This window comes from Vibrio sp. JC009 (genome assembly GCF_029016485.1).
GTDB lineage: Bacteria > Pseudomonadota > Gammaproteobacteria > Enterobacterales > Vibrionaceae > Vibrio.
This window is the reverse complement of the sequence record NZ_CP092106.1, coordinates 1,619,203-1,642,918: the sequence shown is the minus strand read 5'-3', so window position 1 is coordinate 1,642,918 and position 23,716 is coordinate 1,619,203. Positions and strand designations below refer to the sequence as shown.

Below are 23,716 nucleotides of genomic sequence, written 5' to 3'. Positions count from 1 at the left end.
TTAGTCAAAATGGTTAATGAGGCTGGAGTCAGCCTCCCTTTCAGAGGGAAATCAGTATGAAAAAATCGATTATAAGTTTGCTTACTTTAGGTTTAGTCGGCTGTGCATCAGTGAATAACGAAACCGTGATTGAAGCTTCACCTCAAGAGGTATGGGCGGTACTTACCGACACAGCATCCTACCCAGAGTGGAACCCTGTCATTCTTTCTGCCGAGGGAAAACTTGAGGAAGGTGAAAAGGTCGTTATGCAGTTCAGAGAACCTGGTGGCAAGCAATATGAAATCAAGGCGAAGGTGAAGCAGGTTATCCCTGAGAAACTGCTGAACCAATACGGTGGCACATGGGGAATCATTACCTTTGATCACACCTATGCGCTTGAGCCGGTACCTGAGGGAACCAAAGTCACTATCCATGAAGACTACAAGGGAGCATATGTTCTCTTCTGGGATCATACCCCAATGGAAGTGAGTTATGCCGAAGTCAATAAAGCGCTGAAACAGCGGGTAATGGACTTAAAGAGTCAGTCAAAATAGAAAACAAGCGATCTGAAAATGTATACATTTTTCCGTGAAATGTATAAGTGGATGCTGCTTGGAGCTGGTTATAATACGTTCAATAAGAAAAATCTGTTCGCGGATGAGCAGCTGTACTAAAAGAGACATTCAGTTAGCTTTATATTTGAATGACCCAGGAGAGATAAGATGACAAGGCATATTGCCGCACGAGCCATTTTCACTATTGCTCTGGCAGCGACTCCTTTTGCATATGGACAGAGTGAGTCCAGCCTGCAAGGAGAGATTAAGCACTTAATGCACTTTGTTGAGAGTTCAGAGTGCCAGTTTATACGTAATGGGAAAGCGTACAACGGTCAAGACGCTGTAGCGCATATCCAACGTAAATATGACTATTTCAAGAAACGTATCAAAGACACGGAAACCTTTATTGAGTTAAGTGCTACGAAGAGTACCTATAGCAATAAGCCCTATACGATTCAGTGCCCTGGCGAAGCCGTAAAGACTTCTGGTGATTGGTTAACTGCTGAGTTGCAGGCCTACCGTCAGGTAAGTGTTGCCTCGAACTAAGCCGAATATTTTCATATTCACTGAACACAACAGGTATTCAAAGGTTATGACTTCACATATTAAAAGTTTCAAATCTTCAGCAAAGCTAGCGATATCCGGCGGCTTCATTTTGGCTGCAACGCTTTCCGGGTGCGTTAGTAGTGAAGCCAAGGATTACAGTCATCTGGATTATTATCATGACGGGAAGTTCCATAACGAGAAAAAGATGGATGAAGTGAGTTTCACTAAGTTCTTTCGCGGTGGTTGGGCAATACTGTTTGATAGTGATCCTGAGGCCGAGCCGGATGTTGAAATACCGGTAACGATGATGACAAAAGAAGGTCTGGAGTATGATATCGAGAGCGAAAACCTTGTTCTCTACCGGTTAGGCCATTCCACCATTCTTATGGCGCTTGAAGGCCGTTTTTGGTTGTTTGATCCGGTATTTTCAGAAAGAGTTTCGCCTTATCAGTGGATCGGACCTAAACGCTTCCATCAGCCACCCATTGATATAAAGTCGCTACCGCCGTTAGACGGTGTGATCATCTCTCACAATCATTTTGATCACCTTGATGAAGCTAGTATCAGGGAGTTGGCTGACAAAACCGCACACTTTTATCTTCCGCTGGGTAATGCAGGGTTTCTGAAAGGTTGGGATGTACCTGAAGGTAAAATAACAGAGTTAGGATGGTGGAGCGTGGCTTCTAACGCTGGCACTGAGATCATTTCTACACCGGCTCAGCATTTTTCCGGACGCTCGCTAACAGACAGAAATGAAGCGCTATGGTCGTCATGGGTAGTTCGCACAGAAAACCATTCTGTTTTTTTTAACGGCGACAGCGGCTATTTTTCTGGCTTTAAGCAAATTGGTGACAAGTACGGTCCTTTTGACATCACAATGATGGAAAATGGCGCTTATAACCTGCTTTGGCCGGATGTTCATATGAGACCGAAAGAGACCGTTATGGCTCACCTGGACCTGAAAGGACAAGTGATGCTTCCGATCCACAACAGTACTTTCAGCCTGAGCACACACTCATGGAAAGATCCTCTTACCAAAATACGAATGTATTCGGAAGAGATGGGGGTCGAGCTGGCAACTCCGGTTATAGGTGAGCGGGTAGTGATTAATAAAGGTCAGGCATTAAAAGGAAAGTACAATAACTCCTGGTGGGACAAAATTTTAGATTTAGCTAACAATTAGATTTAGTGAATAAGACTGGTTGTAGTGAGATAAACCAATAACTCCCGGGATGAGGAACATATATGAGCATGGCACTATTTATCGCACTTAATATAGTGATTCTACTGGCTATTATTGCCGGCACTCTCTATACGCCTCATAAGCTGGGAAAAATGCTGGGGCTAACAAAAACCCGTTGGCTCATCATCGCTTTTAGCACTCTAACGTTTATCGGGATCTGGGGAACAGGTGCTGCTGCGCAGGAGACAAATCCGGTTATGCTATCGCTGTTTAAGCTTGGCAACGTGTGGCTTGGATTTATGTTCTTTGTTGTGTTGCTGTTGATTGTTTATCTGGCTACGAGCAAGCTGTTGCCAATTACTTCAAAGGTAGCGGCGACGGCAATTATTGTGCTCTCTCTGGTGATATCTTTTTATGGTTATATCCATGCCCGGAGTTATGAAAACATTGAGTTAGACATTGAAATTGCAGGGCTAAAACAACCCGTTACTTTATATCATATCCCGGATATTCACCTCGGCCCCTTTGGTGATAAGTCCAGGTTGGAAAGCCTTGTCGACGATATTAACCGGCTGAAACCAGACGCGGTGCTAATCAATGGTGATCTTATAGACGGTATGGAAGGACTGGCTCCAGATATCTTAGACCCTCTCTCTATCTCAGTGAGTCCTGTCTATTTTACCACTGGCAATCATGATAACTATGTCGCTATCAGGGAACTTCAAAATAAACTCAAGGCGCTGGGTGTGCATGTACTGGAGAACGATATTGTTGAACTGAAAGGAATCCAGTTGGTTGGCCTCGATTACCTTAACGCTGATGAAGACACACTCGATCTCCATGCCTCAGATAAAGAGGAAACAATCAAAAGTGTAATGCCCACGTTGAGCCTCGATAAAGAGCGTCCTATTGTAGTCATGCACCATAGTCCGGTTGGAATTAAGTATATGAACATGGCTGGAGCGGATCTTGTGGTCAGTGGGCATACTCACGCAGGTCAGATTTTCCCTGCTACGCTCTTTGCACAGTTTCAGTTTGAATACGTGAAAGGATTATATCAATACCAGGGTACTCAGGTTTATGTCGGCCAGGGAGTGGGTACCTTTGGCCCTCCGATGCGAATCAGCACAACAGGAGAAGCAACCCTTATTAATCTTATCCCTAAATCTTAAAAGGTCTGCAATGAAAGTATTATTAACCGGTGCAACAGGAATGATTGGCGGATTGGTTCTGGAAATGAGCCTGAACGACTCGCGTGTATCACAGGTCGTTTCTTTGGTCAGACGGAAGTCAGGCATAAGTCATAAGAAGTTGCATGAAATCGTAATTGAGGATTTTTTCAGCCTGGAACAAGTTGAGGAGTATCTGACAGATACGGATGTGGTTTTCTACTGTCTTGGTGTTTATACAGGGCAAGTAGACAGACAAACTTTCCACGATATTACGGTAGGTTATCCGCATGCTCTGTCGCAAAAACTGGTTAGTTTAGGTAAAGAAGTTCGCTTCTGCCTGCTAAGTGGTGCTGGAGCTGATCGTTCAGAATCGTCAAAAATGATGTTTGCAAAAGATAAAGGTGAGATCGAAAACATCTTAAACAAGGCTCACCCTGAGTTTTATACATTTAGACCAGGATACATCTATCCGGTTACACCAAGAAATGAGCCAAACATCTGGTATCGTTTATACAGGATTCTATACCCGCTGATCTCTCGTTTGGGTTCAAGCTATAGCGTTAAATCGACAACGCTGGCAAACGCTATTTTTGAAGTGGGAATGCATGGAGCCAGGCAACAGGTTCTGGAGAATAAAGATATTATAAACCGGGCATTTTAAAAGGAAAGCCTGCCCTGGAGCGGATGGCTGAGCGAGTAATAAAATCTTTGGTTATCGGTCAAAAAAATATACAACTTCAATATGTATACATCTTTCCGGAATATGTATACGTGAATAATCTTTCTCCTTTTTATACTGAATCCATCTTATAGCGATACTGTATTTTCAGGAGACTGCCATGCTAACCAAATACCTTACAGACATGATGACCAAAAGTGGTCAATCCCCCGTATTCGAAACGCCAGATCAGTATGGTTTGAAATATGAAGATGTGACGTTCAAAGCGCAAGACGGGGTAACGCTTTCAGGATGGCTGATAAATGGCGGCTCTGACAAGATAATTATTCAGTCTCACTTTGGTGTACAGTGCAGCCGGGCCGGATACACACCGGAAGGAAAAGGCATGGTTAAGCTGATGAAGAAAAATATCTCATTTCTTCGTCAGGCAAAGCACTTTGTTGAGCAGGGTTATTCAGTTTTAATGTATGACTTACGTAATCACGGCAATAGCGGCACGGGTACCAGTGAATACATTGCCTGGGGTTGTGAAGAGGCTAAAGACGTTGTTGCTGCCGTTGATTACATTTCTAACCACCCGCAATACAAAGAAAGCAGCATCGGTCTTTTGAGCATCTGCATGGGCACAAGCTCTACGTCTTTTGCTTACGGCCTGGAAAACGGTCTGCAAAGCTACCCTAACATTAAGGCTCTGATTTCTGTTCAGCCACTACGTTACCTCGATTATATGAAAGCGATGGGGATTCCAAATTTTCTGACGAACCGCGTCAATAAATACAACATGAAACGTGGCGGTGCGGATCTGTCGGATTCTTTCTTCAAATATGTCAGCGAAATCAAAGTTCCGACTCTGGTTGTCCAGAATGAAAATGACCCGTGGACTAACCTGGATGCCGTTCATGAGTACTACAATCTGCTTGGTGGAGAGAAGGAGTTGTTGATGCTGGATTTAGAGAAAAATCGCGCCGCAGCGTATGACTGGCTTGGCACTTCGCCAGAGCGTCTGACAGTCTTTTTTAACAAATATATGTAGAAGGAGAGAGTTATGTCTAAACAAACGGTGTTAATTACGGGTGCTAGTACCGGTATTGGTCGCGCCACGGCGCTGTATTTTCATGAGAAAGGTTGGAACGTCATAGCTACAATGCGTAACCCCGAGAATGAAGTTGAGCTCTATGACCTTGAGGATGTGTTAGTAACCTACCTTGATGTGACTGAGCTTGAGTCTATTGCCAGAGCGGTGAAAGTTGGGATTGAGGCTTTTGATAAAATCGATGTAGTGGTTAACAATGCCGGTTACGGCGCGTATGGGCCACTTGAAACTTTCCCGAGGGAAAATATTGTCCGCCAGTTCAACACCAATGTTATTGGCTTACTTGATGTGACAAAGGCTATTCTGCCGCACTTCAGGCAGAACAAAAATGGCACTCTGATCAATATTTCATCTGTTGGGGGCAAAGTAACTTTCCCATATGGCGCTCTGTACCACGGTACCAAATTCGCAGTAGAAGGTATCACTGAGTCGCTTGCATTTGAGATGGAGTTGATTGGCTGTAAGGCAAAAATTGTTGAACCAGGAACCATTGTTACTGATTTTGCTGGTCGCTCTTTTGATTTCCAAATTGATGCGACTATTCCGGAATATCAGGGAATGGCAAACGCAATGATGGCTGCTCTAGGGGATATTACTACCGATGAATCCCGAGCAGCTCCACCAATTGAAGTGGCTAAAGTCATTTATCAGGCTGCGACAGATGGAACTGACACACTAAGGTACACCGCAGGCTATGATGCTCAGGCATTTCTTGATGCTAAGGCATCACAGAGTGACGAGGATTACATCAGATCTGTAAAGCAGATGTTTGGTCTATAGCACTCTGATACCGAGGAGGACAGGTGCATTACCGCCTAAGAAATAGTAATGCACCGTTACTCAACAAGCTGAATTCTGCGTTTAAGGTTGTCGGGTATTTTTATTTTCCAACGGCTCAGTTCACTCTCACTAAACAGGTATATTCCATTTTTAGGAAGTGAAACATAGGGCGCTTTCCCCCTTTCTAAGATAATATTTACGGCATCTGCAGCACCGGCACCCTGATCGTAACCACTAATTACTATCCCTCCGATTGCTTTGTTTTTACCTACGCCATTTGTTGTAAAAGAAAAAATTGGTTTCTGGCTGTGGGTATTTGTCCACTGGGATATAACAGAATCTGGAACGTGGGCATTGCTCTCATCAACAAGGTTGGCATAGCTGCCAACGATCAGAGCGTCAAAATGTCCGCTCGAAAGCTGTTCAACTTTATTTTTCCACTTTTCAAAGGTATTGGTTGTCCAGAGCTCAACAACTATATCACCCATATGAAATTCGTTTTGGCCACCAAAGAGCGTATTGGCAACTGCTTGAGTCGTTACGCCATTATCCATCATCACGAGGATCCTTTTGTGCTTCTTCGGTAGCAGCTGATAGATAGTATTTACATTCGCTCTGAGGAGAGGGCGCTCAACCACCCCCGTGACATTTAACGGAAGAAAGTCGTCGTTAAAATACTCAGTGGGTTCGTTGTTAACTCCCATAAATACCAAAGATATCCCCGCATCGGATATTCGTTGCCCTAACAACCGCAGCGCGTTGTCATCCATAGTGACCACTATATCAGGGGACTGTTCGACAATTTTGTCCCAGGCTTTATCGGCCTGTTGCTCATGCTTATCCCTATGAACGCGTTTTGTATCTAATTCGTGAAAGGTAACGTTGAATTTAGGATCTATGTTTTCTAAAAAACCTTTACGGCATTCCATCGTCCAGGGAAAAGTTGCATGATAACTGTCGATAACAAGGACATTCGATCCGAACGCCTGGTACATGTACTGTTCAATCAGACCTTCTTGCTTCATTTCGGTAATGGCCCGGGCCAGAGCCGGGATCAGCATTTTGTGCTTTGCATCCAGGTAAGGATAAAAATCGGTACTTTCCATCAGGCCGGCTTGTACGATGTCATTGACAAATTCTGGCGAGGATATAAATGGCCAGGCTGATAAATCCGAGGCGATGAACACGTCAGTACGTCCGGCTTTTAGCTTACGAAAGCCTTGCTCAATGGTGGTTACAGTGGTTATGTTGTTAGCAGGAATGAGCGAACTTACGTGCTTCTTAGGCAGAGAGGCACCCCGCATATATTCCACCTTCAGTGATTTACCGGCAAGGCTCTCCCAACCATCAAGGCTTTGGTTCGTTGAAGAGCGATGTACATACGCTCTCAGATTGAGGGAATACAGCGGAACGGGGACCCGGAGTTGATTAGTGGTACCGTTGTAGCTTGCTGCACGTCCTGCCTGTCCATCCAATGCGCCTGATTGTGCCAGTGAGGTTGACCTTGCTGCCGGAACATATTTCAGCTTTGCATTTATCCCAACTCTGGAAAAAAGTTCGGAATACACGCGAGATAACCCGCGAAAAGAGGGGGTTCCCTCCGGCTGGTGGACCGAAAATACTAACGACTCAGAAGTGTTGGAAGTCTGCGCTTGCACACCGGTAATGGAGAATAACAACAAAGCGGTAACGAAGAGTAGGGAAAAGTGAGTCAACTGTTTTAGAAAGAAGACCATGGGGTACTGCCTGGTTGATGATGAACTACACTTAAAGTGTACGATATATCGCCAGTGTCTTCCCGCATTTTTTATTCTCTTCGACACTGCAAAATTAAAGGACGATAACCCTTATTAATCTTATAAGGTCTACAATGAAAGCGTTATTAACCGGTAGTTTTTCGGCTGGCATTAGGAATGTAGGGGAAAAATTAGCGAGATTTATCGGACATAAATCTCGCTGGGATATACGTGAAAAGCCCCGGGTAGAGCTAATCCTTCAAGCGCATTAGTAAAATCGCTTATAGCAGCTAAAGAGCTATATCCGGCTCCTATTTCTACCCAAGATAACGATTTTCAAGATGAGCTCTAAAATGAGCAGAGTTGAGCTGTTCTCCAGTCGCTTGCTTAACAAGTTCGCCAGTTGTTAACAAACTACCTTTGCTCCAGATATTCTCAGATAGCCAGTTAAAGATAGGTGAAAGATCACCACTGCGAATAGCAGCATCCACATCAACAGTTTGCCTCATAGCAGCCATAAACTGCGCAGCGTACATAGCACCTAAGGTGTATGAAGGGAAGTACCCGAAGGCCGAATCCGTCCAGTGAATATCTTGCATACAACCATTCTGGTAATTGCCTTTAGTTGACAGTCCCAGGTAGGCTTTCATTTTTTCATCCCACAAGTCCGGCACATCTTTGTAGCTGATTTTGCCGTTGATAAGATCGCGTTCGATCTCGTAACGCAGGATGACGTGCGCAGGGTAGGTGAGCTCATCGGCATCTACGCGGATAAAATCTTTTTTAACCCGCGTGTAGAGTTTCTGGAAGTTATCCAGGCTAAACAGTTCCGGGTTATTTGACGAGAAGTGCGCTCCGGCTTTTTTAGCAAGGTGCTCAATAAAGGCATCGCTTCGGCCAACCTGCATCTCGAAGAAAAGAGATTGTGACTCATGAATGCCCATGGATCTTGCTTCGCCGGCCGGCTGTCCTGCCAGCGCCTTTGGCAAGCCCTGTTCATAGCGCGCATGACCGGTTTCATGAACAATGCCCATCAGGGATTGTACAAACTCATCTTCGTCATAACGGGTAGTCAGGCGAACATCTGACGGTACACCACCACAGAAAGGGTGCACACTTTCATCAAGGCGGCCATGATTGAAGTCGAACTGAAGCAGTTGCATCATTTCCAGACCAAGTGCTTTTTGCTCTGTGTGAGGGAATTTGCCCTCAGGAGCAATATAAGATTCGGTGTTTTGTTTTTCGATAACCTGATCAATCAGCCCCGGCAGCCAGCTTTTTACATCAGAGAAAAGCTTGTTCAGCGACTCGGTATTGGCTCCTGGTTCATAGAGATCCAGCATTGCGTCATAGGGAGTAAGACCGGTAGCTTCAGCCCGGATCTGCGCTTCTTCCTGAGACAGTTTTACCACCTCTTCCCAGTTTTTAGCAAAGCCTTCCCAGTCGTTTTCTTTGCGTTGTGTGCGCCATGCGTGTTCACACTTAGATCCGGCAAGAGATTTTGCTTCAACCAGCTTTTCAGGAACAACCGTTGCCTGTTGCCACTGTCTCTTCATTTCTCGCAGGCTGGCACGCTCTTGCTCACCCAGGGTTTCGCTTTCTGCGTTTGAAAACAGATCTGTCAGTTTTGGGTCGGTATTCATCTGATGAACAAGCACATGCAGTTCGGCCATCGCTTCTGAGCGGGCCTGTGCTCCCCCAGAAGGCATCATGGCAGCCTGATCCCAGCCACAAATCGCTGACAAGTGATTAAAATTCGAGATTTTTTTAAAGTGCTCTTTTAGTTTTATATATGAGCTCATCTTATATATTCCGTGACTAAATAGTAGGTGGACGCAGTTTACCAATAGAAACTGCTTATACCAAGTAGCTTAGATATTTGATATAACTGAATAACGTTTGATTTAAACCACCACCAACCCATGCATATACTGAACTTTGAAGCCTTTCTTATCGCCATTACCATTCTTACATTAACTCCGGGCCTGGATACTGCTCTGGTAATAAAAAACACCAGCAGAGCTGGGGGCAGAGATGGCGTGGTAACCAGTTTGGGTATCTGCCTTGGGTTGTTTGTGCACGCCAGTTTTTCCGCTATTGGGATCTCTGCCATATTACTTCAGTCGGCAGAGCTGTTTCAGTTTGTGAAATGGATTGGTGCCTCTTATCTGATCTGGCTTGGTATCAGCGGCTTAAGAGGGATGCTAAAAGGCGGTGAAGGACTGAAGATTGAATCACAAAAAGTTCGGGAATTTAGTGCATCGCGTTCACTTCGCGAAGGCTTTCTGTCTAATGTTCTGAACCCTAAAACGGCGGTTTTCTATCTTGCTTTTCTGCCTCAGTTTATTGACCCCGAGTATTCCCCATTTGCTCAGTCTATGCTGTTGGCGGGAATCCATTTTGTTATCGCCATGGTTTGGCAGTGCATGATTGCAGGCGCGATCAATTCAGCAAAGCAGCTGATTTCAAACTCCTCTTTTATTAGGTGGATGGAAGGGGTTACTGCCGGAGTTTTGGTGATCCTCGGTGTCAAGTTGATTCTGGAAGAACCTCAGGTGAAGTTTCATTAATGAGACATTTTTACTTTCCGTCTACATAAAGCTGGGCTACTATTAGAATCGTCATTAAATAATAAGAAGTTGTTGTGATGGTTTATGTAGCGCTGATAGCGGCTATTTTTCTTCTAAGCTATATTTTTTGGCATATTCGCCAGCATAAGATTTTAAAAATTGCGAGAGCTGTAGCCTTTTTGAAGCGGTATGAATACGCCGGGGCAGAGGAGCTGACCGATGCTGAAGTTGATGAATTGAACCAGCAGGTAACACAAGACTGGAAAGATCCGGTAAAGAAAGCTGAGATGCTCAGGCAAGCCAGTGTTTATGCCAACAAAGATGCCGGTTTTTTAATGCAGATTGCCGCTGTTTCGGGTTATAAACAAGAATAAAAAAAGGTGCCCACATGAAGGCACCTTTTCGTTTATACAAAGTTAATTAGTTCTGAGCAGCCAGTTCATGCTCATCACTGTTATATCCGCTGAAGAACTGCTTAGTTTCTTCTATCACAACCTGGCGAAGTGCAATCAAACCAATCAGGTTTGGAATTGCCATCAGGCCGTTCACAATATCCGCGATAATCCAGATCATATCCAGGTGCAGGAATGCGCCCGAAGCAACTAGTACAAGGAAAATTACCTTGTATGGCAGAACGGCTTTTGTACCCAGAAGGAAAACAACACAACGCTCACCGTAGTAGTTCCAGCCAAGAATTGTGGTAAACGCGAAAAACATCAGACCGATTGTTACCAGCATCGGACCAAAGGTTTCTGAGTTAAGGCCAACCTGAAATGCGTGAGTGGTCATTGCAGCACCGGCGAAATCGCTCTGCCATGCGCCGGTCAGGATAAGAGCCAGACCCGTCATAGTACAGATGATGATAGTATCGAAGAAGGTACCCGTCATAGAGATCAGGCCCTGACGCACACATGAGTCCGTTTTAGCTGCAGCAGCTGCCATCGGCGCGCTACCAAGACCAGATTCATTTGAGAATACGCCACGAGCGATACCAGATTGAATCGCAAGCATAATGCTCGCACCCAGGAAGCCACCTGTTGCTGCTGTAGAAGTAAATGCAGATACAACAACCAGTTCAATTGCAGCAAGCAGCTGGTCAGCGTTTGAAATAAGTACGCTTGCACAAGCCAGTACATAAAATACCGCCATTGCAGGAACCACTTTACCCGCTACTTTTGCGATAGACTGAATACCACCGATAGTTACGAAAGCAACCAGAAGAGTAAGGATCACTGCCGAAGTATTGCGTGAAACGCCAAATGAAAGCTCGGAAGCATCAAGAATTGCGTTAACCTGCGGGAAAGTACCGATACCAAAACACGCTACACCAAGAGCAAAAATAGCGAACATGATCGCAAGCGCTCTGGAACCAACACCATACTGAAGGTAGTACATCGGGCCGCCAACCATCTGGCCTTTGTCATCAACTTTACGGTATTTAACCGCCAGCAGACACTCAGCGTATTTGGTTGCCATGCCGAACAGAGCAGCAAGCCACATCCAAAACAGCGCGCCCGGACCACCAAGCTTAATTGCTGTTGCAACGCCAACAATGTTACCAGTACCTATGGTTGCAGACAGTGCAGTACAAAGCGCAGCAAAGCTTGATACATCACCCTGAGTTTTGCCGTTGGACGACTTGGTAAATACAAACTTCAGCGCGGTTGGCAGGTGACGAAACTGTAGTAGCCCAAGGCTGAAAGTGAAATATACACCCGTACCAACAAGCAGAATAAGAAGTGGTGGACCCCAGACAAAGCTGTCGATGGTTTGAAGTAAAGATTGAATATCGTTCATGATTTCCCCTTAAAAAAATAACAAATAAGGAGAAGAGGGAAAGGGCGGTCAATTGAAGAAAAATGACCACAAAACGCGAAAGATCGCGCAAAGCTATGTCAGAGAAACATAGGGTATGCTTTCCACTCCTCTGTCCTTTTGCCTGAGAGTTTCACCCGGTTTATCACCGGACTTGCTCCTTCGGCGGCCGATTTAACGGCTCTCTCCAGAGGCTTCTCCAACTACAGTCCTCACGATAATCCTTAAAATTACCGAACCTGAAAGATTTACTTCTTCGGCGATATTTTGTCTTTCGTTCTGGTTAAGAACTAAGCGCAAAACACCTTCTCCTGTAGTCTTCATCGAAAGAATTAACTGAAAGTAAGTTACTTACAGCTATTTCGTAGCGCGAATCCTACATAAAATCTTACGCTTTGTCACCCCTGTTTTTATCTTGTGAGCAAATAATGAACTGATGAGGAAATATTTGCTGATTACTGCGCGTAACTTTCGGATTTAAATGCTATAAATAGGGTAACAAGGAGGAACCATGAATCGATTGATAACGATAATAGGGTTAATAGCACTTGCGGTATTTATGTTTAAATACGGCACAAATGAAAAAGTGCAACGGCTTGTTGTTATCACAGCTATTGTCGGTTTGAGTATTTATACCGCAATCGTTGTTGTGAGTGAGTTACTTCGTTAAAGCAGTTACCTGGAGTGATACGTGAGTAAAGAGAATAAGTCTCTGAATAGTGATGATGATGATGTTGTCGTTATTGAAGAGCGCGATAAGCACACACTTTTATACATCGGGCTTTCGGCCATACTGGGCTTAGCCATTGGCGGGCTGGCCGGTTCAGTGTTGACTAAAGCAAAGTGGGAAACGGCTTATGGGCATCTGGAAGCGCATATCTTGCAGATGGAAAAGGATAAGACTCAGGTTATTGTCAAAGTAGAAGAGAAAGAAGCTGAGATTGATAAAGAAGTTGAAGAACGCCTGCAGCAGGAAATTCTCGACCTCAAAGCAACCCATGAAGAAGAATTAGCCAAATCCAGATCCATGGTAGAAATACTGGAAAAGGTGAACTTAGACCTTGATAGCCAGGTCAGTGAGCTCAAAGCTTTGCTAAAGGAAAAAGAAGGTGATGAGGCAAGGTTAGCTAAACAAAATGATATGCAGACTCTGGTTATCGAACGCTCCCGGGAGCTGTTCCAGAAAGAGTATAAGGTAAAACAGGAGCTGCAAAAGCTCAGAGAAGAGAGGGAAAAGCTGGCACCTAAACTGGAGCGCTTTAAAAAAGAGTGTGATATCTATCTGGACGGAAAATCTTGGGACGCTTCAGCAGACGCTTGTGATAAGCAGGATGAGACTAATTCCCGCCTTTCCCAAATCGATCAGATGATTGAAGTGCATAAAATGGATCTCAGAGAGATTCAGCAAATTGCGGATTCGGTAGGTTTGTGACAATGTAAAAACTATTGCTTCAAAAGGCACATCCTTGTATGTGCCTTTTTCTATGTCTAAAAAAATAAATTGCTACGACGCTATTCAACTGGCTCAATCTGGTTTTGGGTGCGGCTGTAGCAAAGCAGGGCAATACCTCCCCAGACAACCAGTTGACCAAGCATGAGTTTTATCTGAGGGGTAATTTCGCTCATTTCTGCTCCCATCTGATTCACCATCAGGAAGCTTTGAATGGCGGGCGTACACGGAAACAGGTTAGAAAGATAAACCATCGCCACTGGCAGACTTTCTACCGGCCAAATAAATCCGGCAGAGAAAATCAGCGGCATGGAACTTACCAGAACAACGACAGTAACCAGCTCTCTTCTTGGCAGTATTGCGCCAAGGGTAACGCCGATAAGCGAACTGGTAAGCAAAAATGGCGCAAGAAGTAGTAACACATCCTGAGGTTTAGCTAAGCGGGAGATGTTATAAAAGTCGAAGCTCATTCCCATGTAATACATAGACATTACGTAATAGATGGCAACAAAAATAAGACTTCTCACCAGTACCAGTTTCAGCGAGGAGATGTTTCGCCAGTATCCGAGGCCATATTTCTGAGTTCCTCCAAGCAGTCCCACGCCCATAATTAAGGTTTGTTGCAGGATAAGAACAAACACGGCCGGCACGACATAATCAACATAACCGACGGTTGGGTTAAAGGTCGGCTTAAGATTGCTGGAAACCGGATTGTAGTGTTTGGATGCGGCTGAGATTGGCTCTCCCTCCATCACTAAACGGCTAACCCGCGCCTGAGCTGAAAGCGTGCCGGTTGCGGTTGCCAGCCCTTCAACAATGGTGCCGTACACCAAAAAGAAAGAGGCGTCACCGGCATAGGAGACAGTCGGGGCCCGGCCAAGTAACAGATCTTTATAAAAGTGGCGCGGGATGACGAAGATTCCTTTTACTTCTCCGTTTAAAAAGCGATCTTTGGCTTCTTCGATTGAGTAACTGCGGTTAACGATTTTTACCTGAGGTGTCGCATCTACCATGCGCTCCAGTTGCCTGCTTACCTGGCTGTTATCCAAATTAACCACGGTCACTTCCTGCTCCCTTGGCGTCTGATGAGAATAGGGAAGCGGGTAGAGCAGTGAGTAAAAAATCACGCCGGCAAAAATAGTCAGAAGAATAACCGGGTTGCTAAAAATGGATTTCAGTTCGTTTGCGACTAGTTTAACTAACGACATATCAGGCCTCCTGCTTTGCCAGGTGCTTCTTAGCCAGAACAGGCAGAAGCAGGAAAGGGATAAAGTAATAAAGTACCGGTGACAGCGACTCTATTGTTGACCAGTTAGTTACCCCGTAACTAGATTGCGCAATCTGAGCTTCGATATAGTGGCTGACAGGCAGAAGGCTGCGCCACCACTGCGCCAGTGCTCCCATATCAGAAACCGGGAAGGTCACACCCATAAAAGCAAAACTTGGCGCGGTAAACGCACCGGCAAAGCTCATCGCTCTGGCGGCATCAAGTGTTAGCAGGTAGAAAAACGCGCCCATGACCAGACAGGCAAAAACGGTGACCAGTTGAGCAAAGAGCAGTGCCTGATAACTACCGTGCATCGGCCAGCCCAGCACATGATAAAACAGAAACAGAAAGCCCGCGCCCTGAAGCATAAACAGCGGCAGGTAAAATGAGCCAATGCTTAGCATTGATCTCACCGTACCGGCACTGAGCATACCTTTTAATCCATACACTCTGTGGTTGGCAGCAAGGATTAATACGGCGGATACCACCATCATAATCTGCCAGATGGCCGGAATAATAGCACCAACCAGAAACTGGCTGTAGTTGGTATTACGGTTAAACAGCGGCGTAATCTGATTCCGGATGGTCACCGAGCGGGCAAGGGCACTCTGCATGGTCCGGTTTCCGGAAGAGAGATTGCTGACTGCTCCAACCTGAGCATTAAAGGTGCCAATGGTAGAAGAGACCGCCGAGCTTATCAGGCGGCCAACAAGAATATACTGGCTGTTATAAAAGACAGAAATATCCGGCTGTTTGCCCAGATAGATGTCTTTTTCAAACCGGTAGGGTATCACGGCATATCCGTAAATCTCGTTACGACGTAACGCTTCTTTTGCCTGCTCTTTGCTCTGAAAAGAATAATCAACCGACAGCGTTGAGGTCGCATCCAGCTCTCTGACCAGCATACGTGACAGGCGGCTGTCTGATTCAGCGACGACACCAAAGGGCAGATCCCTGACGATGCTCTGGGAAAAAATCCACCATATCATCAGAGTTAACAGCAAAGGGATCACTGTCAGACAAGCGATCAGCCATTTGTCATGTCTGAGCACATGCAGTTGAGATAACTTAGTGTTACTCATGGCTTACAGCTCTAAAGATACGCTCATGCCCACACGCAGGACATCGTTATTGTTTACCGGTCTGGCTTCCACTTCAAAGGTTCTTAAATCAAAACCTTGTGTCGCGTCGGTAGAACGCCATGTGGCAAAGTTACCCATTACCGAGATATGACTGACTTTAAAGGTAATATCCTTATCCAGTGCCGGTACGAATGCCTGGAACTCCTGACCTTTCTGGAAGTGTTTCAGGTGATCTTCTCTCACATTAAATACAGCCCATGAATCATCAAGGTCGACAACGGTTACAACAGGGAAGCCCTGTGGTGCTAACTCACCGCCGTTCAGCAGAACCTGTGAAACTTCACCGTCAAACCAGCTTGTGATTCGGGAATCTTCAGCAATGGCTTCCACTTCAGCAACCGTACCGGCTGCTGCTTTCACTCTTTGTTCAGCTGCTTTAACTTTTTCTGAACGGGCACCTTCTTTTGCCATTTCATACATCTGATAAGCGGCACTTTCGGTATGCTTAGCGGCCTGCCACTGGGTCAGTGCTTCATCGCGTCTTTGCTCTGCAACCACACCGTCTTTAAACAGCGCATTAACCCTTTTATAGGTTTTTTCTGCCAGTTGTGTTGCCGCATGCGCGGTTTGCCACTGGTCTTTTGCTGCGCGGATCTGCTGCGGCCTTGCGCCGTTTTCTGCTTCTTCTGCCAGTGCAGAAGCCGCTTCCTTACCTGCGATAGCCTGGTCAAGCTTGGCTTCCAGTTCCGGGCTATAAATGGTGAAGACAAGATCACCCTTGGAAATGGCGTCCCCTTTTTTAACCAGCACCTGATCAATACGACCAGCGACTTTAGAGGAAATACTGTACTGCTGAGCTTCAATCTGACCCTGAAGTCTTACAGGTTGTGGCTGATAGGCTTCAACGTAGCTGTATCCGACCCAACTGATGATCCCAATCCCGGCAATGGCAAATAAAGAAGTTTTTACAGCGCTCATAGTGTTTCCTCATTGGTCTTGTTCTGATCGGCAGAGAGCTCATATTGATTAAAGGTTTGTATTTCATTCGCCAGTGCAAGCAAAGTATTTAGCGAAATCAGATAGTTATATTTGGCCGCCAGTTGTTGGGTGCGGATGCTGGCCAGGTAAAGCTCAGCATCAACCACATCCACCGACGTAGACAAGCCCTGTTTAAAGGCCTTGTTTCTTAGATTAAGGTTCTCTTTTGCAAGCTTAAGGCTGGATTCAAGCCCCTGAGCTTCTTCCATAGCCTTTTCTGCTTCGTAATAGGTTTTCTTTACCAGTACAGTAAGATCCTGCTCTGCCTGGGCCTTTAAGTGGTTAACCTGAAGCAGTGCAGATTTGGCAGATTTAACGTTTTCACTCCGGCCAGAGTTATCAATCAGCGGAATGCTGACGCCAACACCCACTAGCCAGTCAGGCGTCAGCGAACTGGCAAGGCTCTCTTCCTCGTAAACCGTGTAGTTACCGTATAGATAAACTTCCGGATGATAGGTGCCTTTCTCTGCCTTAATTAACTGGTTTGCCTGTTTCTCTTTCGCTCTTAGCACATCCAGCCCTGGGTAAGTATTCAGGGTCTGCTCGGTAAAAGCCGCTAATGGTGGCAGTGAGTCATTGATAAACAGCGTGGTTTCAGGAACAACAGGGCTGTCCTGATTAAGAATTTCGGTCAGAGCCGAAATCGCAATTTCCAAATCTTTTTCTGAGGACTTCCTGTCAACAACTGCGTGATCCAGTGACGCTTCAGCCTGAAGCCGCTCAACTTTAGCAATCTGACCTTGCTCTTGAAGTTTGATGGCATTGTTGCGGTGTTTTGTCAGTCCGGCTTCAACGGTTTTTCTGGTTTCAACAACCTCTCTGGCAAGCACAACACTGAAGTAATAGCGGGCAAGATCCTGATAGCGTTTTTTCGCTTCAATAGCCAGATTGGCCTCAGCTTCATCCGTCTGGCTTTCAGCTACTTTTTGGGCAGCAGTAATTCTTCCGCCTGTGTAGATGGGCCAGACAGCGGTAATGGATGAATGGAGGATTTCTCTTTCGGTAATGGTTGAATAACTTTCCGCTAACCCAGACAGAGTTAATGCGCCCCCGGATAAAGCAGGTAAAAGTGTAGACAGAGTTGATACTGTATTGGAATCAAGGCTGTCTATTAAATCTTCACCGGTTAATTTAACGTCCTGATCTAATATTGTGTAATTTGCACCCAATGAAACAGAAGGGTAGTTAAGCGCTTTTGAAGCTTCTTCCTGTTGTTTATACCGTTCTACATTCGCTCTTTGCGCAGCAATGGAGTTGTTTTTAGTTTGTAGTACCTGCCAGGCTTCAGCAAATCTCATCTGCTGGGCGCTTGCCGAGAATATCGAGCAGGCGAGCAGTGAAACTACGAGTCTTGAGCTGTTTTTACCTTTTATCATCTGCAACATCGTCAATTAACAAAATAGATTAGAGTATAAACTCTAATTTTGAGTAAAAAAATACCCGGCATAATTATTCTGCCGGAAATGTGCTATTTGGTGAGATTCATCATCATAGCAAAGCCCGGTAATTCTATAAGTCCGGAGTCAGCGAAACTTTGAGGTAAACGCATATTTTTCTCATTAATAACAATCTATACTCTAAAAACAATATTGTTATTTAAAAGATTTTTGCTGTGACTAAGATAACTATCCGCCATGCCCAATATGATGATCTTGATGAATTAAATGCCCTTATGTATGAGCTTCATGCCTGGCATCATCAAAGTCAGCCTGAACATTTCAAAACTCCGGAAGCGATCCAGCAGGAAAAAAGCATTACCACCTATTTAGATGAACCTGAATGTATGGCTTTTGTAGCGACCGACTCTGAAAAGGTGGTTGGCTTTATTACGGGGCACTTTTGCGAGTTGATTTCTACGGTGAGTAAGCCGGTACAAATGGGCAGTATCGATGAGCTTTATGTATTGCCCGAGTACAGAAAACAGGGCATAGCTGAGCAGTTATTCCACCGCCTTGAACACAGACTTGAGGATTATGGTGTTAAGCAGATTTTTGTCGAGGTGTGGGATTTTAACCAGGCCGCACTGAAGTTTTACGATAAGGTGAAGTTTAACCACCATATTCACTGGATGCGGAAACCGGTAACCAAGTGAAACCTGGCGAGAAAATCTCGTTCCCATGCTCCAGCGTGGGAACGAGGGGTAGGCCCTCACCTTCGCAGAAGGAAGCGAGGGAGGTCGCTTTAAATCAGGACTTTAGAACAAACTCTTCAATAACAGCAGCAACACCTGAATCATCGTTGCTGTCGGTAATATGATCCGCCAGGGCTTTGGTAGCTTCGGTTGCATTTGCCATTGCCACACCAAGGCCTGCGTATTTAATCATATGGTGATCGTTCTCTGCATCGCCCATACAAATGATCTGATCTTTAGTGATATTTAAAAGCTCGGCCACGGATTGAACACCAACGCCTTTGTTGCTGTCCGGGTTCAGAAACTCAAGGAAGATATCAGCGCTTCTGACAACGGTATAATCCGATTTCAGTGTCTGCGGAAGGTTAGTTGTTGCCTTGTCCAGATTATCTTTATCGGCCACCAGCATAACCTTGATGATATCTTCATCGTCAGTCAGGCCCGCAAAGTCAAACTCTACAATATCAACACCGTTAATCACGGCTTCATGCTCAGTGTACGGATTGTTTTCAGGGGTGATCAGGCCGCGCTCCGGACTGAATGCATGAATATAAACATTCTGCTCGCTGGCGATTTTAGCCAGAGCTTTCGCATCTTTGCCGCTAAGAATGTTCTGCCTTACGGTTTCGCCAGTTGAAACTTTCTTAACCAGAGAGCCGTTGTAACAGATCACAAAGTCGTTATCAGAGGTAAGATCAAGCTCTTTTAGCTGAGATGTCATGCCTTCCAGCGGACGGCCGGAAGCAAGAACAACGGTAGCTCCGTTACGCTTTGCATCTGCGATTGCCTGCTTATTTCTTTCTGAAATTGTCTTATCACTACTTAGTAGTGTCCCGTCCATATCTAGCGCAACTAGCTTATACATGACTCACCCAATAAATAATTTAAAAGAATACCGCGGAAGGATATTCAAAAGAGAGGGGAATTAACAGTGAAAATTTGATGTCGCGCTAAATGCGGTAGCTAAGACTTAATCAGTTGACCAATGCTTTACTCTGTTTTACTGTCTGGTCAAATTTGAAATCACGGGATTAAAAAATGCGCAAAGCAGTCGTTGTATTTAGTGGCGGTCAGGATTCTACAACTTGTCTGGTTCAGGCAATGAAAGAGTTTGACGAAGTTCATGCCATCACGTTCGACTATGGCCAGAGACATAAGCTGGAAATTGAAGTGGCTCAGCAGGTAACTCAGTCGCTGGGCATCAAAAACCATAAAGTGATGGATGTTGGTCTGCTCAATGAGCTGGCTATCAGCTCCCTGACGCGCGATGATATTGAAGTATCCCATGAATTACAGGATAACGGTCTGCCAAACTCCTTTGTTCCCGGCCGGAATATCCTGTTTTTAACGCTTGCCGGTATCTACGCCTATCAGATTGGTGCTTCGGCTGTTATCACAGGTGTTTGTGAAACTGACTTCTCCGGCTATCCGGATTGCCGCAATGATTTTATCAAGGCGATGAACAGCGCACTGGTACAGGGTATGGACAGAGAGCTTGAAATTATTACGCCTCTGATGTGGCTGAATAAAGCAGAGACCTGGGCGCTGGCGGATCAGCTTGGCGCTCTGGATATGGTCAGAAACAACACATTAACTTGTTACAACGGGAAGATTGGTGATGGGTGCGGTGAATGTCCGTCGTGTGTTCTGCGTAAAGCGGGTCTGGATGACTATCTGAATAATAAAGAGCAGGTGATGCAGTCGCTGGTAGCTAAGCAAGCTTAAATACCAGACACAAAACGTAAATTGGTCATTCCTGCGAAGGCAGGAATCTACTTGTAACTACAACACTCTGATAGTAGATCCCCGCCTTCGCGGGGATGACACACATTGAGCTGTGTCAGACACATTAAGCCCGTTGGTTATCTTATGTATCCTGAATAATTACAGATACATTTTCGCCAGCTCTGAAGGCTCAACCTCTTTACCTTCCAGCTCTGCATTCCAGTTAGTACCAACTAAAACACCGTCTTCACCAAGGGTGATTAGCCAGTCTTCTACAAAGATATCTAATGGGATTTCTACAACGGTAAAGTCAGCCCACTCTTCCACGTTATGGATTTCTGCATCTTCTTTTGCTGACCAGAACGGCATTACTTCGCTCTCTTCGAACTCAGCAGAATCACATGCCAGCCAACCTTCTTCTTCGTTTCTCAGACCCCACACAAGGTTATTTTCTTTTGTCTCTTTTACAAATAACTCAAGGTTTGCCTGAATATCGCCCGTTAGTTTTGTCATGATTATAATCTCATAGGAAAAGTCGGCCGTAGAATACCACTTGTCACTGCTCCCTGAAAGGTTGTGTCAGCATTCTGCCGATTGTTTGTTCCTCCGGAGAGCGAAATTGCGTCAGGCCGATTCTGCATCCGAGCTGGCCTTGCTCAGGTTGAGCCCGATAGGTTTTAAACCATTGGTCCCACACAGATAAAAAGAAACCAAAGTTGGAATGTGTCTCTTTAGGAATATCTGAATGATGCACTCTGTGCATATCGGGAGTCACAATAACTTTGCGCAGTCGCCTGTCCAGCCAGTCAGGCAACGTGGCATTACTGTGATTAAACATAGCGCTGACGTTTAATACGATTTCAAATATCACCACAGAAAGCGGCGAAGCACCAAGCGCCATCACACATCCTATTTTTATCAGCATGGAAAGCAGGATTTCGATAGGATGAAAACGGGCGGCAGTGGTGACATCAATATCCTGATCAGAATGGTGCATTCTGTGCAACTTCCAAAGCAGGGGAATTCTGTGGAATATAAGGTGCTGCAGATAGATAAAGAGATCCAGAAGAAGAACACAAATCAGAACTTCAACGACAAACGGAACTGAAACCTGATTAAAAAGACCTAGCTGACGTTCATCTGCAACATAAGCGGCCTGAAAGGCGACAATGGGTAAAAACAGCAGGACAAAATTATTAAGCACAATCAGCCCGAGGTTGTTTATCCAGCGGGTACTTTTGTCCTGTGTCAGCATGCGTCGTGGACGTAGATATTCCCATACGGCGCACAGAGCAAAGCCCAGAAAAAAACAGAGTAACCGGAGAAGGGAAGGATCATCCATAAAACTACCTTTCAGAAAATCGATATGATTATTCTTACTTTAAGTACAATCGGCGAAAATGTCTGTAACCAGAACCTAATAAACGTCAGGAAGTGATTATTCCTTGCGCAAACTACCAAAATCTAAAGCGTTATTTGCATTGCATCACGGACTCTGCTGCTCTGGATATGGATAATAGCTTTTTATTTTTTGGTTCCGGATTGGAACTTTTTTATGGAGAGAAATTAATATGTATTACGGTTTTGACGTTGGTGGCACAAAAATCGAGTTTGGCGCGTTTAACGATAAACTTGAGCGTGTTGCAACTGAACGTGTACCTACACCAGGTGACGACTACCAGAAACTGATCGACACACTGGCTGGTCTGGTTGAGAAATACGATGCTGAGTTAGGGGTAGAAGGCAAGATCGGTATCGGCCTTCCTGGGATGGAAGCGGCTGATGACGGTACTGTGCTGACAGTTAATGTACCAGCGGCGAAAGGTAAGCCATTGCGTAAAGATCTTGAAGCGAAAATTGGACGCAGCGTTAAAATTGAAAACGATGCAAACTGTTTTGCACTTTCTGAAGCATGGGATGAAGAACTGCAAAACGAAAAATCCGTTGCCGGCCTTATTCTTGGCACCGGTTTCGGTGGTGGTTTCGTTTTTGAAGGTAAGGTTTTTTCAGGCCGCAATAACGTAGCGGGTGAAGTTGGTCATATGCGTCTGCCTATTGATGCCTGGTTCCACCTGGGTGAAAACGCTCCTCTGTTTGAGTGTGGCTGTGATAAGAAAGGCTGCCTGGACAACTACCTGTCAGGCCGTGGTTTCGAACAGCTGTATGAACACTACTATGGCGAGAAAAAGAAAGCTATCGACATCATCAAAGCTCAGGCTGAAGGTGAAGAGAAAGCAGTAGAGCACGTTGAGCGCTTTATGGAACTTCTGGCTATCTGCTTTGCAAACCTGTTTACCGCACTTGACCCACACGTTGTCGCATTGGGCGGCGGTCTGTCTAACTACGATCTGATTTACGAAGAGATGCCTAAGCGAATTCCTAAGTATCTTCTGTCTGTGTCCAAGTGTCCGAAGATCATCAAGGCGAAACATGGTGATTCGGGCGGTGTGCGCGGCGCGGCGTTCCTGAATATTAAATAAAAGGCTATAGGGTTCTAGGCTATGGGCTCTGGGAAAGTGGTCGCTGAACCTCTTTCCCAGAATCTGAAACTTAAGTACAAGCCTTAATAGTGGGAAAGACGCACAACAAGCACTTTCCCATAGCCCACAGGACGAAGTCCGTCCCCATAGCCCCAAACCCTAAAAAACCTACTTCTTCTTCCCCACACCCAGATTTTCCTTCTGAGCCAACGTTATCTTCCCAAACCCAAGTTTCTTAAAATAATTATCCCGGTAATCGCGTACCGCTTTTGTATCTGATACCGCTTCGATTTGCTGTTCCATCTTCAGGTACTCGGTTAAGTCGATGCCTTCCGCTTCCGCCACTGCTTCGTGGATGGTGCGGTATTTCTCATAGGAAAAGGTCAGTGTTTTTTCCTGCTTTTTATATGTGTAAATAATCGTGCGAGCCATG

25 protein-coding genes and 1 riboswitch are annotated in these 23,716 nt (G+C 45.3%); of the genes, 14 read left to right on the top strand and 11 right to left on the bottom strand.

Annotated features, from left to right (window positions below):
- Positions 1–56: 56 nt before the first annotated feature.
- From L3Q72_RS07510 to L3Q72_RS07480, 7 genes are all read left to right on the top strand, one after another.
- A complete protein-coding gene (locus tag L3Q72_RS07510) occupies positions 57–533 on the top strand; it encodes an SRPBCC domain-containing protein (protein ID WP_275132029.1) in 477 nt (158 codons plus the stop codon).
- 168 nt (positions 534–701) lie between these two features.
- Positions 702–1,082 (top strand): DUF5329 domain-containing protein, encoded by a 381-nt coding sequence (locus L3Q72_RS07505; protein WP_275132028.1) that lies wholly within the window; start codon positions 702–704, stop codon positions 1,080–1,082.
- 46 nt (positions 1,083–1,128) lie between these two features.
- Positions 1,129–2,265 (top strand): MBL fold metallo-hydrolase, encoded by a 1,137-nt coding sequence (locus L3Q72_RS07500; protein WP_275132027.1) that lies wholly within the window; start codon positions 1,129–1,131, stop codon positions 2,263–2,265.
- A gap of 62 nt (positions 2,266–2,327) precedes the next feature.
- Entirely contained in the window at positions 2,328–3,437 is a 1,110-nt protein-coding gene (locus L3Q72_RS07495; protein ID WP_275132026.1) for a metallophosphoesterase, read from the top strand.
- 10 nt (positions 3,438–3,447) lie between these two features.
- A complete protein-coding gene (locus L3Q72_RS07490) occupies positions 3,448–4,098 on the top strand; it encodes an NAD(P)H-binding protein (protein ID WP_275132025.1) in 651 nt (216 codons plus the stop codon).
- Between the two features lie 178 nt (positions 4,099–4,276).
- The gene (locus L3Q72_RS07485) at positions 4,277–5,149 is read left to right on the top strand and encodes an alpha/beta hydrolase (RefSeq protein WP_275132024.1); all 873 of its coding nucleotides are present in this window, start codon (positions 4,277–4,279) and stop codon (positions 5,147–5,149) included.
- Positions 5,150–5,161: 12 nt separating this feature from the next.
- Positions 5,162–5,989 (top strand): SDR family oxidoreductase, encoded by an 828-nt coding sequence (locus L3Q72_RS07480; RefSeq protein WP_275132023.1) that lies wholly within the window; start codon positions 5,162–5,164, stop codon positions 5,987–5,989.
- Between the two features lie 56 nt (positions 5,990–6,045).
- Here L3Q72_RS07480 and L3Q72_RS07475 read toward each other — a convergent pair whose 3' ends face one another.
- On the bottom strand, positions 6,046–7,725 hold the full coding sequence (locus L3Q72_RS07475) for a transporter substrate-binding domain-containing protein (RefSeq protein ID WP_275132022.1): 1,680 nt from the start codon (positions 7,723–7,725) through the stop codon (positions 6,046–6,048).
- Between the two features lie 317 nt (positions 7,726–8,042).
- Positions 8,043–9,527, bottom strand: coding sequence for a carboxypeptidase M32 (locus L3Q72_RS07470; protein WP_275132021.1), 1,485 nt, complete (start codon positions 9,525–9,527; stop codon positions 8,043–8,045).
- 120 nt (positions 9,528–9,647) lie between these two features.
- On the opposite strand from L3Q72_RS07470, the gene L3Q72_RS07465 reads away from it, so the two are divergent.
- Both L3Q72_RS07465 and L3Q72_RS07460 read left to right on the top strand, forming a co-directional pair.
- Positions 9,648–10,295 carry a LysE family translocator gene (locus L3Q72_RS07465; RefSeq protein WP_275132020.1) on the top strand — a complete coding sequence of 216 codons (648 nt, stop codon included), beginning with the start codon at positions 9,648–9,650 and terminating at the stop codon, positions 10,293–10,295.
- Positions 10,296–10,369: 74 nt separating this feature from the next.
- Positions 10,370–10,669, top strand: coding sequence for a hypothetical protein (locus L3Q72_RS07460; protein WP_275132019.1), 300 nt, complete (start codon positions 10,370–10,372; stop codon positions 10,667–10,669).
- 46 nt (positions 10,670–10,715) lie between these two features.
- Here L3Q72_RS07460 and L3Q72_RS07455 read toward each other — a convergent pair whose 3' ends face one another.
- A complete protein-coding gene (locus L3Q72_RS07455; RefSeq protein WP_275132018.1) occupies positions 10,716–12,092 on the bottom strand; it encodes a sodium:alanine symporter family protein in 1,377 nt (458 codons plus the stop codon).
- A gap of 120 nt (positions 12,093–12,212) precedes the next feature.
- Positions 12,213–12,311: riboswitch (glycine riboswitch) on the bottom strand.
- Positions 12,312–12,621: 310 nt separating this feature from the next.
- Between L3Q72_RS07455 and L3Q72_RS07450 the strand changes: the two genes are divergently transcribed.
- Together L3Q72_RS07450 and L3Q72_RS07445 are read left to right on the top strand one after the other, a co-directional pair.
- Positions 12,622–12,780 (top strand): hypothetical protein, encoded by a 159-nt coding sequence (locus L3Q72_RS07450; protein WP_275132017.1) that lies wholly within the window; start codon positions 12,622–12,624, stop codon positions 12,778–12,780.
- 21 nt (positions 12,781–12,801) lie between these two features.
- Positions 12,802–13,542 carry a chromosome partitioning protein ParA gene (locus L3Q72_RS07445; RefSeq protein WP_275132016.1) on the top strand — a complete coding sequence of 247 codons (741 nt, stop codon included), beginning with the start codon at positions 12,802–12,804 and terminating at the stop codon, positions 13,540–13,542.
- Between the two features lie 80 nt (positions 13,543–13,622).
- On the opposite strand, the gene L3Q72_RS07440 is transcribed toward L3Q72_RS07445, so the two are convergent.
- Genes L3Q72_RS07440 through L3Q72_RS07425 form a run of 4 tightly spaced genes read right to left on the bottom strand, consistent with a single transcriptional unit; the run spans position 13,623 to position 18,320 of the window.
- The gene (locus L3Q72_RS07440) at positions 13,623–14,768 is read right to left on the bottom strand and encodes an ABC transporter permease (protein ID WP_275132015.1); all 1,146 of its coding nucleotides are present in this window, start codon (positions 14,766–14,768) and stop codon (positions 13,623–13,625) included.
- Position 14,769: 1 nt separating this feature from the next.
- Positions 14,770–15,909, bottom strand: coding sequence for an ABC transporter permease (locus L3Q72_RS07435; RefSeq protein WP_275132014.1), 1,140 nt, complete (start codon positions 15,907–15,909; stop codon positions 14,770–14,772).
- A gap of 3 nt (positions 15,910–15,912) precedes the next feature.
- Positions 15,913–16,887 (bottom strand): efflux RND transporter periplasmic adaptor subunit, encoded by a 975-nt coding sequence (locus L3Q72_RS07430; RefSeq protein ID WP_275132013.1) that lies wholly within the window; start codon positions 16,885–16,887, stop codon positions 15,913–15,915.
- Complete coding sequence (locus L3Q72_RS07425; RefSeq protein ID WP_275132084.1) at positions 16,884–18,320, bottom strand: TolC family protein; 1,437 nt, start codon at positions 18,318–18,320, stop codon at positions 16,884–16,886. Before L3Q72_RS07425 ends, L3Q72_RS07430 begins: the two co-directional genes overlap by 4 nt.
- A gap of 239 nt (positions 18,321–18,559) precedes the next feature.
- Between L3Q72_RS07425 and L3Q72_RS07420 the strand changes: the two genes are divergently transcribed.
- On the top strand, positions 18,560–19,039 hold the full coding sequence (locus L3Q72_RS07420; protein WP_275132012.1) for a GNAT family N-acetyltransferase: 480 nt from the start codon (positions 18,560–18,562) through the stop codon (positions 19,037–19,039).
- 94 nt (positions 19,040–19,133) lie between these two features.
- Here L3Q72_RS07420 and L3Q72_RS07415 read toward each other — a convergent pair whose 3' ends face one another.
- Positions 19,134–19,943: a Cof-type HAD-IIB family hydrolase gene (locus L3Q72_RS07415; RefSeq protein WP_275132011.1), complete on the bottom strand. Its 810-nt coding sequence runs from the start codon at positions 19,941–19,943 to the stop codon at positions 19,134–19,136.
- A 173-nt stretch (positions 19,944–20,116) separates the two neighbouring features.
- Here L3Q72_RS07415 and queC point away from each other — a divergent pair, with 173 nt between their 5' ends.
- Positions 20,117–20,803: a 7-cyano-7-deazaguanine synthase QueC gene (queC, locus tag L3Q72_RS07410; RefSeq protein WP_275132010.1), complete on the top strand. Its 687-nt coding sequence runs from the start codon at positions 20,117–20,119 to the stop codon at positions 20,801–20,803.
- Between the two features lie 159 nt (positions 20,804–20,962).
- Here the strand turns inward: queC and L3Q72_RS07405 are convergent, their stop codons facing one another.
- Positions 20,963–21,316: a DUF2750 domain-containing protein gene (locus L3Q72_RS07405; RefSeq protein WP_275132009.1), complete on the bottom strand. Its 354-nt coding sequence runs from the start codon at positions 21,314–21,316 to the stop codon at positions 20,963–20,965.
- Positions 21,317–21,359: 43 nt separating this feature from the next.
- Entirely contained in the window at positions 21,360–22,145 is a 786-nt protein-coding gene (locus tag L3Q72_RS07400; protein ID WP_275132008.1) for a sterol desaturase family protein, read from the bottom strand.
- 229 nt (positions 22,146–22,374) lie between these two features.
- On the opposite strand from L3Q72_RS07400, the gene nagK reads away from it, so the two are divergent.
- Positions 22,375–23,283: an N-acetylglucosamine kinase gene (nagK, locus tag L3Q72_RS07395; protein ID WP_275132007.1), complete on the top strand. Its 909-nt coding sequence runs from the start codon at positions 22,375–22,377 to the stop codon at positions 23,281–23,283.
- A 168-nt stretch (positions 23,284–23,451) separates the two neighbouring features.
- Here the strand turns inward: nagK and L3Q72_RS07390 are convergent, their stop codons facing one another.
- A complete protein-coding gene (locus L3Q72_RS07390) occupies positions 23,452–23,715 on the bottom strand; it encodes a DUF2960 domain-containing protein (RefSeq protein ID WP_275132006.1) in 264 nt (87 codons plus the stop codon).
- Position 23,716: the final 1 nt, after the last annotated feature.